The 13,130-nt window shown below is 39.2% G+C and carries 9 protein-coding genes; 1 reads left to right on the top strand and 8 read right to left on the bottom strand.

What is annotated here, in order from left to right; all coding sequences use genetic code 11:
• Positions 1-105: 105 nt before the first annotated feature.
• The 8 genes from ACS72_RS13155 to ACS72_RS13120 form a co-directional block, all read right to left on the bottom strand.
• Entirely contained in the window at positions 106-2,346 is a 2,241-nt protein-coding gene (locus tag ACS72_RS13155; protein ID WP_048882361.1) for a DUF6160 family protein, read from the bottom strand.
• 29 nt (positions 2,347-2,375) lie between these two features.
• Entirely contained in the window at positions 2,376-3,101 is a 726-nt protein-coding gene (locus ACS72_RS13150) for a hypothetical protein (RefSeq protein WP_005223035.1), read from the bottom strand.
• Positions 3,102-3,113: 12 nt separating this feature from the next.
• Complete coding sequence (locus tag ACS72_RS13145; protein WP_048882360.1) at positions 3,114-5,282, bottom strand: hypothetical protein; 2,169 nt, start codon at positions 5,280-5,282, stop codon at positions 3,114-3,116.
• 256 nt (positions 5,283-5,538) lie between these two features.
• On the bottom strand, positions 5,539-6,108 hold the full coding sequence (gene dcd / locus ACS72_RS13140; protein WP_004814752.1) for a dCTP deaminase: 570 nt from the start codon (positions 6,106-6,108) through the stop codon (positions 5,539-5,541).
• 125 nt (positions 6,109-6,233) lie between these two features.
• Positions 6,234-6,827, bottom strand: coding sequence for a LysE family translocator (locus ACS72_RS13135; protein ID WP_045796330.1), 594 nt, complete (start codon positions 6,825-6,827; stop codon positions 6,234-6,236).
• Between the two features lie 440 nt (positions 6,828-7,267).
• Positions 7,268-8,551, bottom strand: a complete 1,284-nt coding sequence (gene apbC, locus ACS72_RS13130) for an iron-sulfur cluster carrier protein ApbC (RefSeq protein WP_048882359.1) — start codon at positions 8,549-8,551, stop codon at positions 7,268-7,270.
• Positions 8,552-8,831: 280 nt separating this feature from the next.
• Complete coding sequence (locus ACS72_RS13125; RefSeq protein WP_048882358.1) at positions 8,832-9,581, bottom strand: hypothetical protein; 750 nt, start codon at positions 9,579-9,581, stop codon at positions 8,832-8,834.
• A 382-nt stretch (positions 9,582-9,963) separates the two neighbouring features.
• Positions 9,964-10,767, bottom strand: a complete 804-nt coding sequence (locus ACS72_RS13120) for a hypothetical protein (RefSeq protein ID WP_048882357.1) — start codon at positions 10,765-10,767, stop codon at positions 9,964-9,966.
• 184 nt (positions 10,768-10,951) lie between these two features.
• Between ACS72_RS13120 and metG the strand changes: the two genes are divergently transcribed.
• On the top strand, positions 10,952-13,009 hold the full coding sequence (gene metG, locus ACS72_RS13115) for a methionine--tRNA ligase (RefSeq protein ID WP_048882356.1): 2,058 nt from the start codon (positions 10,952-10,954) through the stop codon (positions 13,007-13,009).
• Positions 13,010-13,130: the final 121 nt, after the last annotated feature.

Genomic DNA, 13,130 nt, shown 5'->3' with positions numbered 1-13,130 from the left:
TGAAGTATCAGTTTCTTAATTTAGAACAAGAATTCATTAAAATTTCATTATTTATTTTACTTACCATTATGTGACACAGCACACTTCTGTAAGAAGATGGCCATTTTAACGTGGCGTTATTCCTAAAGTACTACGCATCGTTCCACCTGTTAACGCAATTGATGCCATATTCTGCATAGTATTATTAGTGGTCATTGCGAAATTGGTTCTAAATGGGGTTGCCAGATCCTTAGTATGATTCAAGTCAATCTGACTATCCAAGGTCACTGTATCTGCACTTAATTTAACTTTTGTATTAAAACCTAAATTTCCTTCCAGACTGTTCAAAGTTAATGCTGAACTTTGTACAACCTGACCATTTTCACCAATATCTTTGTTGATTAAACTAAAATAACTACCTACATAATCTTCATCATCACGTTGCGCAGCAGTTAAATCTTTAAATTTGAAATTACCTTTCAATCCAAGGAAGTTACTATCAGGATCAGCAGGAGTCGGATCTACTCCTGGAATAATGCGTAGTTCACCTGAACCATCTAGTTTTAAAGCAATCGTAGTCAAAACATCATCAGGTTTTGAGAAGCTATCGTTAGCAACTACAGCACCACATAGCGCAGATCCTGAAGTACAGTTATATTTTGAACCAGGCAATTGGCCAATGGCTAATTCCGCTTGTGCTGCAATTAATAAATCATCTGCACGAATATATAGTCCACTATCTTCATAGCTAATCACACCTTCAGCTTGAATCAGCGCATCAATGTTACGTAAACCAGCATAATAATTCACAGCTTCCCCATGTACGCCATTTTGACCATCAATTAAAAGAATAGAGGTGGTACTTGGCAAACCCGTTTTAGCATCAATACCATAACCCTCGGTTGATGCAAGAACATTGTAAGCTATCCCCTGTTTACCATTATAAGTTGTACCGGTCAAAGCTACATTAGCATTCAGGTTATAGACTGGAATACCTATACCCCAAGAACCACCATCGCCTGTAAGAGCGGCAATCGAATTGTCTGAAATAAAGCGCGCTTTACTGGCGATTGACTGAAAGTCCATGCCACGTACTGCTATAAAGGCATAATTTTCAGTAGACTTTAGATTTTGCTTACGAATATGATCATTCTGCATTAAGGTATTTTTTAAATTTTCATTTATCAGAAACTCTAAGCTTTTACCTGAAATCGTATTGACATAAATATCACCAAAATCAATATAAGCATTTTGCTGCTTTGTAAGTGCCCTTAAATTAGAAAACTCAATTGCGTAACTTCCTTTCCCTGTATGACCTATTTCTAATGTTGTTGGTGCATTTTGGCTATTGGACGCATTGGTGAAATCAGTGGATATACCCAAATGCAAGCCACCAGTATTGGTGATATTTTCATAACCTGTTAAAGCATTGTAAGCCTGACCATTGGTATTGACTCCGAATTTAGTAATATTAGACTGATTACCATTCATAAATATTTTTGCGTTGGTTATATCACCTGATGCGCCCATACGCATAATATTTTTGACTACTGCTTTGGAAGTTGCATCTTGTTGGGTTACATAACGCAAATCCAGATTTATACCAGGATTAGTAGCACCAGAACGTCCCGCTGCCACATCAGTCTTATCAGCAACACGTCCTAAATGCACAATATTAGTTTCACTATTAATACTCGGTTTTTCTGCAGTATTGTATGTACTTAGGACAATACCTTCATGCTGGTTTACAGACATATATCCAAAACCAGAGAAGTTAAAATTAAAGTCTTTTAATAGGGTTTTATTATTCCCTAAGGCATGACTTATATTCGCATTTTGCAATTGAAAATCTAGATAAGCGAGCTCTTTACTGTTAAATAGCCCTGCTTGTGTTTCTAAAAGCATTTTTATTGGAGAGTTGGTTTGTATACCTAACTTACCCAAGCTACTTACATTTTCTACATTCCGATTGATGGCATGACACGTTGCTTCACTACAGTTTTTTTCAACAATATTTAAGTTTGCCTCTGCATTAAATGGATCAACACTAAATGCCAGCCTGATCCCTGTGCCGACCTCTGTTGCACCTACATCAAGATGTAATTGGCTCACTATAGGATTGTTATTAACACCTAATACATTTACTTGATGCAGCCCCAAACCTCTTTGTACATTCTGATCACCGGTAGGATCAAGCCAGTTGGCTTGTTCAATGTACACTTTTGAAACTTCGTGGGTAAGGCTAAGCCCGTCTTGACCTGTAACTTGTCCTAAGTCCTGATCTTGGATAGCCTCTAAAGCATAGGTTTGTTGTGCCAAAAATACACATACAGTGAGGAGTTTTAATTGCATTTTTTTTGTTTTCATATTGATATCCTTATCCTTCACTTAAGATTTTAGCAACGGCTTTGTGCCCCACCTGAGCAGTTATAGCTAAAGATTTTCAATTTTCCAGACATATGCATATTGCCATGCACATTGAGCCCCATAAAACCTTTTTCTTGTCCAAGATCAAATTGAGGAACTGCTTTTTCTGCAGTTGTAATGTTACCGTTGATATCGGTAATTTTTTCTACGTATGTGTCATATTTATCGACATTTAAATAACCTTCTTCTTTATTATCTGCCTCGTCTGTAGTCCCTGTTTCAACCGCTAAGGTACTAAACCCAAGATTACGTATTTTAAGCGGACTTTCATCATAAAAAGTGACTTGCATCGCAGCTTGGGGAATATTCCGATAATTAATGATAGTAGCGCCATCTATAGAAAAACGGTCAATTTGCAAGGTACCCTGAATATCTTTAAAAACCAGCCATTTCTTATTGCCATCCTCATCCACATGATTATTAGGTGAAATAGCCAAACGACAGAACAGATTATCTGTACCACATGAATTTGCATCAAAATCGTAATATACAGTTGCAATGCCGTTTTCAATTCCATGAATATTTTTAAGATTTGGGTTAGTAGCATATCGATGATTTAAAGAAAAGGTCCAACTTAGGTCTGCCCCCCCTTGTCCAACTACCTCTTTCATTTCTTGTTGATTTAAATTCACTAAATTGGCATAGCTAGATAACGATACACACATCAAGGTCGCTAAGGTCATTTTCTTTAACATGGCTAACTCCCTTTATAGTCCTGTCGTTTTAATTTTTAGATGCTGAATTAGCACCCCATCAATTGCTACTGAACCAAAGTTTTTAAACTCGGTTCCATTTGCTGCGGTGCTCTTGAACATAATTCCCGTCGCATTGTCGCCTTTATTTGCATCTAAAAGGTTGCCTGGCAGACGATCTACTGTACCAATTGAAATACTACTGTGAGTTGCATTCCGCCCTTGATATTTTGCGACCGTATCCCGATCATTGGCTTTAATTGCTGTGCCACAGGTATACACATTACAGGTAGAACCTTCTAGGCTGCTGGTTCCTAAGTATTCAGTCAAACCATATTGTGTGTTATAGGCAGTATCACCTGGTTTAAAATTACTACTCTTATAATTCTGGTAGATTTTATTGTAAATATCTGGAATATCTGGAATACGGGTAACCTCCAAAATAATATTATTACCTTCTGAACCTACTACAAAAGGCTGATACATATTACCGAGGACAAGATTGATATTAGGACTATATAAATACAAGCCTTCCTGTTTTTCAAAAATTGGGGCTGGTGTACCTCGCACCATAGCAGGTGTAACGACCGTGTTATCTTCGTTTTCAACTGCTGAGCTAATACGAATACCACGTGCATCCAGATTTGAATCAAGTTTACTCAATGTCGCTGGATTATCATTGGTATTCAAACGTAATAATGCGGCTAAGCCTAGGGTCTTATTATAGTTTGCATCATTTGATTCAGCTGTTTGGAATAAACGGACTTGCGAACCATTTAGACTTAAGCCATTGGCCACCACTTGCATACGTAGCCGTTGATCTAACTCTAAACCTGAAGTCGGTGCACCTGTTGCTGGATCAATCTGGTTGCTTGAATCCAGACTTCTAGAAAAGATATCCGTCCAGAAACCTAGTTTTATATTGTTGTCATCTGCAGTCGTATATTGAGGGATCAATGCCAATGGTGCTTCTAGTGCTAGATAACCGATGTTTTTATCTGCATTTTTAAACTGTTTAACTCTCTCTGTACCTGCACGGAATAACCAAGGGTTTTCAGCTGAACCCCAGTTAAAGCCTTCATTGCTATAGCGTGTACTTAATGAGCCATCACTTTTAGATAATGCCAGACCGTAGATAAAAACATCCGCCTTGGTCTTTAAGGATTTGACCGGGGAATTTGCTGCCGCCTGTAATGCGCTGGCTTCAGCAGCCGCAATAATTAATGCCAGGATTTGTTGCGTTGCTGCGTCTGCAGCATCTTCAGCGAGCTGAGTGGCATTATATTTTGCACGTAACTCTGCAGCAAGACGCTCTCGAGTAATTTCACTAGAAATCAGACTATTAACTGTTGCAGTAATTTGATCGGATCTGACGAAGTTAGTTAGACTTTTATAAAATGTCGAATTGGTAAGGTCACTATTAGCAGTCAATGCACCTGGACCATAAAGTAAATTAATCATTTCATAAGTATTACCGAGTGCAAAATCTCGAGCGGCTTTGTCGTAACCCAAAATGCCTGTAGGATCTTCGCTAACAGGTCGTTGGGAATGCTTTGTTGTACCATCAGTTGCTAATCCGGTACCATCCCGATAAAGCCAACCATTATGCCATCCCCAAGTCCCATTTCGATAATCTGCAAGACGTTGTGTATAGTATTGTTGCATAATAGGAGTCTTGAGCAGTGCTTCACGTGTTTCTAATAAAAAAGTTTCTCTTTTTGCCTCAGCATCAGTCTCGATATTAGCGCTATAACTTGTTAATAATGTAGAATATTGTGAGTTATAAGTGGTGTCATAGGTACTTTTATACAGCGTATTATAATTACGATCTGCTTTCCCCTGTAATACACTTTTATTGTAGGTATCTGCATAAACCTGATCATAGGCACGCTGCCCTAATTGGATATAATTCTCCCCTGTAGGAATAATGCGAATGAAACCTGTATCTGCTTGACCAGGATTATCAATGTCACGGGTATAACTAGAGCCTGCCGATACATCATTCGGTGCCTGAAATACCATTTTGAAATCATTTAGAGTAAGTGCGATCCCTTCCCCTGTCGTATCTGCTAAAGATTCATCCGATAACTGCTGCAAAGCATAGGTAGAAGGCATGCATAACAAACTCACCATGCTTGCTAAACACGATTTTTTAAAGATGGAATGTTTACCGTTCAAAATCATCTTCACTGTCCTTTTATTATCAGATGCTCCGCATCTTTCTTCTTTGGCTTCCAGCCATCGCTTACTTTTTGTAGTATTTAATTTTTATGCTACATAGCTTTCAGCAATGTATTTTTTAATGTGTAATCCTCATCCATTATGCTCATTTTCCATTCAGATGCAAAAAGCAAAGTACTGAATAGCCAAGTTTCCGATGAATGAAAACTCAAAAAATAAACGGGACCTTAAGCCCCGTTTATTCAATACTTTAAACTAATTATGCTTTTGGCAAAGTTACACCAGTCTGGCCCTGATACTTACCGCCGCGGTCTTTGTATGAAGTTTCACAAACTTCATCAGATTCAAAGAACAGCATCTGTGCTACCCCTTCACCCGCATAGATACGTGCAGGAAGGTTCGTCGTATTTGAGAACTCAAGGGTGACATGACCTTCCCACTCTGGTTCAAGTGGGGTCACATTCACAATAATACCGCAACGCGCATAGGTAGATTTACCCAGACAAACAGTCAGTACATTACGTGGAATACGGAAATATTCTACAGTACGTGCAAGCGCAAATGAGTTAGGCGGGATAATACATACATCAGATTCGATGTCGATAAAGCTTTTCTCGTCGAAGTGTTTCGGGTCTACAATCGCAGAATGCACATTGGTAAATACCTTGAATTCACGTGCACAACGAACATCATAACCATAGCTTGATACACCATAAGAAATGAGTTTTTCACCATTCTCATCAAAACGAACCTGGTTCTCTGCATAGGGTTCGATCATGCCATGCTTTTCGCTCATTTCGCGAATCCAGCGATCAGACTTAATTGCCATTGGTACTAATCCAAAAATCTTAATTTCAGTTATTGCGACGTACTTTAACTGAAATTCACCTCAATGAAAATAAGTGTTCTTTCTTGATGCTACTTTGAAATTTTAATAAGATTTTTTGAGTGAAGTTACAGACTCATAATCGCTGAATAACTCAGCGGTACAGAAAAGCTCATCAGTACCAATGATGCGGTCTTTTGCATATTTTTTTGGTTGAGCCAACGATTATTATTACGACCCAGTAAAGTACCGAAGAATGTCCATAAAACTGCAATTGGAATTAATAGTCCTATAAACATCAGCATATGTACGACATAGTAATAACTGTTCTGCCATGCAATTACGGGGAAAATTGCCGATGCAAACAATAAGGCCTTAGGGTTCAGTAAAGTTGCTAAAAATAACTCTCTGGCACGAATGGTGAATTGACTTAAACTGTCAGCAATTTCTGCTGTACGCCATAATCTGATTGCCAAATAGAGAATATAACAGGCGCTAAATAATTTCAGGATATTCGGTAAAGCTGGCAGATGGGTTGAAATCTTGCCAATCAGGATTCCCCAAAAACTGATCGCAAGCAGATAGCCTAACGCTTCAGCAGGAATAAGATAAAATGATTTCCTAAAACCTGCATGGATCCCGGAAGATGCCAATAAGGTATTAGTTGGGCCTGGAGTCAGTAAAATTGTGACTACTAAACCAATAAATAACCAAGAAATCATGGGTTGACCTCGCTGTAATGCTTGCAGCATAGATCAGAATATTTTTACCTGCAAAATCTTATTTGTAAGAAGAATTATAATTTTTTGGAATAATTTAAATTATAAATTAAATTCAAATACTTATATGAAAAAAAATGCTAAGATTAAGTGATATACGATAGAGTCATTTTAGTTGACTCCCACTTATTCATGAGAAAATTCTATAGAAAACACTAACGCAAAAATTAAATTTTTATATCTTTAAAATGATTTATCTAATAATACATTTCTGATTTTTTCATCTTCAAATCTTTTAAAGTCACTCAGTTTATTTCCACTTATTGTCTTAATTTATTTTCTTGCTTTTATTGGACCTACTTGCTAGCGAATACTTTCATTTTACTGTCAGCTTTAACATAAAAAACCCCAGCCTGGACTGAGGTTTTAATCAATGATCTCTATTAGAAAATACGAGACTGATCTTTTTGAGCCTTTGGCAGTTTGGCTGCAATCTTTTCGGCAATCGCCATATAGCTATCAGCAGCCTCATCTCCAGCGATCACTGACGGCGTTCCGGCATCGGCATTTTCACGGATTACAGCATTTAAAGGCAGACGGCCAAGTAGTGGAATATTGTACTGTTCTGACAATTTATCGCCACCACCCGTACCAAAAATCTGTTCTTCATAGCCGCAATTTGAACAGATATGAGTCGACATATTTTCAATCACACCCATGACTGGAATCTGTACACGGTTAAACAGTTCAATTCCTTTGGTAGCGTCCAGTAATGCCACATTTTGTGGCGTTGTCACAATCACTGCGCCAGTGACTGGGATACGCTGCGCTAGAGTCAACTGGATATCCCCTGTACCTGGCGGCATATCAATCATCAAGACATCAAGATCTGGCCAAAGTGTCTGATTAAACAATTGCATTAATGCACCCGTTGCCTTTGGACCACGCCATGCCACTGGTGTATTGTGATCACCAGTTAAATGACCAATTGATAGCACCGCCAGGCCATAGGCATCTAATGGTACAAAGTTTTCAGCTTCAATCATCGGAGTTTTACCCGCATTACCGAGCATTGTTGGAATACTTGGACCATAAATATCCGCATCCAGTACACCGACTTTTAGACCCAGTTTTTGTAAAGCCAAGGCCAGGTTCACTGTTGTGGTTGATTTACCCACACCACCTTTACCAGAAGACACCAGAATCACATTTTGAATACGTGGATGCTTCGGCACATCACGCTGTTGCGGGGCAGCTTTTTGAATAGGCGCTTCTTCTTGTTGAGGTTGATAATTTTCATTCGCCTGCTTTACAGCATCAGTGCTTGCAGATGCATCCACCACGGGTGGTAAATTCGATTTTGGTGCTACTGTGGTTTGCGGCTGGCTAGAGCAGCTTTCACCTTCAGCATGATGATGCCCGCACCCGCTCTCTTTTTTATGCCCCGTTTTTTGCTGGATCACATGCATATTGAGTTCTTTGATGCCACATTTTTCCAATGCGTCAGCCAGTTCATCATGAATCTGCTGTAGCTGCTCTTTTTCTTCAGGATAGGTATTAATCGTGATCTGTAAGATCTCACCTTGTACATTGACCTGAGTAATCCGATCTTTCAAGGCATTGTTAGAATTTGGCAAGATATAATTTTGCAGTACATTCTGCACAGCTTCTTCGTTCACCTCCTTGGAAGGCGAAAAAACCGATTTAAGCGAAGAAAGCCACGACATAGGTTACTCCAAAAATGTAGATCGATATCTAAATAGCTTAGTTTAACGGGCTTTTCACTTAAGGTTAAGCATTCTGCCCATTAAGATGAGGGAGATATTTTCAATTTCCAACCATTTTACTTGGTTTTATTAATTTGTGGCGAATAGAAATAATGGAAAGTGAAAGAGAATAAGAAATAAGGTAGTTTTTAGTATGCGAATAATTATTTTTATAATAAGAGTCTGATTAGATTCAGCCACCTCAACCCTGTTATGGTTGAAGTGGCAGTGCGATCAAAGCTTATTTATGATTTTTATTGTGTTCGGACTTATCTTGCTGGTTCTTGGTGTTTTTGCCTTGATCCTGTTTAGACTGGTCTGCATCAGATTCTGAATCCTTATCTTTGGCAGCCTCTTTTTTATCAGACGTATTCTCCTTAGAGGTGTCATCTTTAGCGTCTTGATCTTTAGATGAATTCTCTTTCATTTTAGTCATCGTATCGGTGGCCATCTGTTTCAGCTCAGCCAGTTTGACAGAAGCTTCATTCACCAATTCAGTAATCTTCTGTTTGGTATCATCAAACTTATGTAGGGCTTCATCTTTAAGATGCGTCATACGATCCTGCTGATCTTGACCATTGCCATGTTGCTGGTCTGATTTTCCATATTTATGCGCAGCCTGTTTGGAATCATCTGCATCATCATTCTGCTTGGCTTCAGACTTGCCATTTTTTAGCTCATTCAGAATCTTTTCGCCTTTCTGCAATAGCTCTTCACCAATAGCAATCGCCTTGGCTTTTAAGTCATCCATCTTGGTCGTTTCATTTTTTTTATCTGACTGCTCACTATCTGAGTCTTTAGCACTTTGCTTTTCAGATTTATCATCCGACCAGTTCTTCTGAGCCTCTAGTACTTCCTGATGTTCCTGTTTGTGCTGCTTGTCGATCTCGTTTTGCTTCTGCTCTTTCTCAATTTGATCATGCATTTCACGTGCATGTTGCTGTTTATCTTGGTTCTGCTTAGAAGTACTTGTCTGGTTATTCTGAGTCATGAGTACCCTCCTTAGGTAAGTCATATAAGTTATCAGACAATTATTTAGCATAAAGCAGAGAATGAATCGGGTGAATTAAGCAAACTGCAACAAAGCCTGTACATGTTGTTGCTGATCATTGCATCAGATAGCACAAACCTTACGATCTTAAATTTTCATCACTACCCTGGACGAGATTGTGCTCTGTATTTTGAAGATTCTATTTATCTTATTTCTTGCACCATCGGTTAGTATTTTACTGTCATCATGACATCGTATTTCCTTTAGCCTGCCTACTCAAATACTGTCATAGCTTGATTTTTCAAGCTAAAGGATGCTTATGATCGATCTACATTAAACGTTTATAGAATGAATAAAACTAAAGGTATCAAACGACCTTAGTTTAAGCACGCACGGTACTCATAAAACTTACTACCGAGAACAACCAGATGAACAGGATAAAACTGCGCGCTTGAGTGAAATGTGCCACATCTGTACCATGCAAAATGTTGTGGCGTGTTGAAGTGACGTTCGAACTAGAATCCATTTTATAAGCAGCCAGTTCTGCAAAGTATGGATTCAGTTCTGCAGCGATTTTAGATTTATGCCATAGACTCTTAATTTCATTGCCCTTTAAACCGGGAACGATTTTATAGACATCGACAAACTTGGTGCCGTTTTGCTTTAAAAAACCTTGTTGGATTAAGACGTCGGTGAGTAAACCTTCAAGCTGTGCATAGAGCAAAGGTACACAACCTGCATAACAGCCCAATTTATACATTTTAAAGGCTTCAACAATCACGGGACGGCGTAAGGCTTTATGGGCTTCATCTATTTGCATCGCATCAAAAGCAGTCAGTACGTCTTTTTGGAAGTCTTCACTATTGATGACATCGAGTAGGTTAAAGGCTTTAACATCTTCATGACGATGGATCTGTTGCCAAAAATGCATCAGGTTTAAGGCATCATTGGCCACTTTTGAACCGACAGGTTGATCAAGCTGATCTGCCCACACATTAAAATACTCATCCTGCTGTGCGAGTTCACGCAAATGATTAACTAAGAAGGTGTGTTCACCTTGCGAAACCTGATCTAAATAGCTTTGCGCATCTTCAAGGATACGTTTGCCTAAAGTCTGTTGCTTGATATTCGATTTAATCCGTCTGACTGGTTGATCATCTTCAAAATCATCATAATCGTCATACATAGTCAAGCACTCAAGCAAATGGCGGATAGGCTATTATCCCTGATAATCCTGCCATAAAGTAGCATTTCATTGAGGTGCAACTTTGTTATTGAAAAAGAATTCACTAAAAGCCTTATGCAAGTCATGTCTATCTCATGTAAAATTACCGCCCATTGCATAAAATACGAATGAGAGAGTCAGATCCGTGCGTAATATCTTAGTCACTAACGCCCTTCCATACGCCAATGGCCCGATCCATATGGGTCACCTACTCGGTTATATCCAAGCTGATATTTGGGTACGTGCGATGCGTGCAATGGGTCATAACGTGACTTATGTATGTGCGGATGATGCGCATGGTACGGCGATTATGCTGCGTGCTGAAGCCAATGGCATTACCCCTGAACAGCAAATTGCCAATGTACAAAAAGAACACGAACGTGACTTTGCTGGTTTTAAAGTGGACTTTGACCACTACGATTCAACCAACAGTGCCGAAAACCAGGCTCGTGCATCTGAGATTTATATCAAAAACCGTGAAGCGGGCAACATTGCAGTTCGTCCTGTGACTCAATTGTTTGACCCTGAAAAAGGCATGTTCTTGTCGGATCGTTTCATTAAAGGCACCTGTCCAAAATGTAAAGCGGAAGATCAATACGGCGACTCATGCGAAGTGTGCGGTACAACTTATAACGCGACTGAACTGCTCAATCCAAAATCGACCTTAAGCGGTGCGACACCTGTCGAGAAATCGTCAGATCACTACTTCTTTAAACTGCCTAACTTTGGTGAATACCTACAAAAATGGACACGTGACCAAGGTCGTTTACCTGTGTCAATTGCCAACAAGTTAGATGAATGGTTTGAAGCAGGTTTGTCGGATTGGGATATTTCTCGTGATGCACCTTACTTTGGCTTTGAAATTCCAGATGCACCAAACAAATATTTCTATGTTTGGGTAGATGCGCCTATCGGCTATATGTCGAGCTTTGAAAATTACATCAAGACCAAACGTCCTGACTTAAGCTTTGACGATTACTGGAAAAAAGATTCTCAAAATGAGGTGTATCACTTCATTGGTAAAGACATTGTTTATTTCCACGCGTTGTTCTGGCCTGCCATGCTTGAAGGTGCAAACTACCGCACGCCTACAAGCTTATTTGTTAATGGCTTCTTGACTGTAAACGGTCAGAAAATGTCTAAATCTCGTGGTACGTTTATTAAAGCGGAAACCTATTTAGAGCATTTAAACCCTGAATATTTACGTTACTACTTCGCGTCTAAACTTTCTGATAAAGTTGAAGATTCTGACTTAAACCTTGATGATTTCGTTCAAAAAGTGAATTCAGATTTAGTTGGCAAAGTGGTGAACATCGCAAGTCGTTGTGCGAAATTCATTAATACCAAATTTGATAATAAACTTTCTGCAACATGCGCAGAGCCTGAATTGGTGCAAAGCTTTATTGATGCAGGTGATTCGATTGCTCAAGCTTATGAAGCACGTGAATTCTCAACGGCAATTCGTGAAATCATGGCGCTTGCGGATAAAGCGAATCAATACATCGACGAGAAAAAGCCTTGGGCTTTAGCGAAAATTGAAGGCGAAGAACAACAAGTTCATGACGTATGTTCTGTGGGTATTAACTTGTTCCGTCAATTGGCGGTTTACCTTGCGCCAGTACTTCCAACATTGGCCGAACAAGTTCAAGCATTCTTACAACTCGACAGTTTCAACTTTGCATCACGCCAGCAAGTGTTAATGGGTCATGAAATTGCATTGTTCCAACCGCTTATGCAACGTGTAGACCCGAAAGCTGTGGCGGCTATGGTGGATGCATCTAAAGACTCTTTAGCGGCACCTGCGGAAGCACCAAAAGCTGAAAAGAAAAAAGAGAAAGCCAAAGAGAAGAAAGCTGACCCTAAAGTGGGCGAAGCTGAAATCATTAATATTGATGATTTTATGAAAGTTGACCTACGTGTAGCGGAAGTTCTTGAAGCTGCGACGGTTGAAGGTTCGGATAAACTTTTACAACTCACTTTAAATATCGGCGAAGCTGAGCCACGTAATGTATTTAGTGGTATTCGTGAGTTCTATCAACCTGAAGATCTGAAAGGTAAACTAGTGGTGATGGTTGCGAACCTTGCACCACGTAAGATGCGTTTTGGTATTTCTAACGGTATGGTGTTAGCTGCGGGTAATGGCGAAGGTGTTTGGGTGATTTCACCTGAATCTGGTGCTAAACCGGGTGATAAAGTGTCTTAAGATGTAGGTCTTAAATAAAAAGCCTCTACTAATGTAGGGGCTTTTTTATATCATTTATATAATTTATTTTCTTGTTTTAAAAAAATATATCGATAAAATCAAAGCGCTTTTTATTTTTTAT

Origin of the sequence: Acinetobacter sp. VT 511, from assembly GCF_001077515.1 — a bacterium.
GTDB classification, from domain to species: domain Bacteria; phylum Pseudomonadota; class Gammaproteobacteria; order Pseudomonadales; family Moraxellaceae; genus Acinetobacter; species Acinetobacter schindleri.
This window is presented reverse-complemented; position numbering and strand designations above follow the sequence as displayed.

Bases quoted from the DNA above. Each gene is read 5' to 3' on its own strand.
- ACS72_RS13150 (WP_005223035.1), bottom strand. From the start codon at position 3,101: ATGTTAAAGAAAATGACCTTAGCGACCTTGATGTGTGTATCGTTATCT.
- dcd (WP_004814752.1), bottom strand. From the start codon at position 6,108: ATGGCAATTAAGTCTGATCGCTGGATTCGCGAAATGAGCGAAAAGCAT.
- ACS72_RS13125 (WP_048882358.1), bottom strand. From the start codon at position 9,581: ATGACTCAGAATAACCAGACAAGTACTTCTAAGCAGAACCAAGATAAA.
- apbC (WP_048882359.1), bottom strand. From the start codon at position 8,551: ATGTCGTGGCTTTCTTCGCTTAAATCGGTTTTTTCGCCTTCCAAGGAG.
- ACS72_RS13135 (WP_045796330.1), bottom strand. From the start codon at position 6,827: ATGATTTCTTGGTTATTTATTGGTTTAGTAGTCACAATTTTACTGACT.
- ACS72_RS13145 (WP_048882360.1), bottom strand. From the start codon at position 5,282: ATGATTTTGAACGGTAAACATTCCATCTTTAAAAAATCGTGTTTAGCA.
- ACS72_RS13120 (WP_048882357.1), bottom strand. From the start codon at position 10,767: ATGTATGACGATTATGATGATTTTGAAGATGATCAACCAGTCAGACGG.
- ACS72_RS13155 (WP_048882361.1), bottom strand. From the start codon at position 2,346: ATGAAAACAAAAAAAATGCAATTAAAACTCCTCACTGTATGTGTATTT.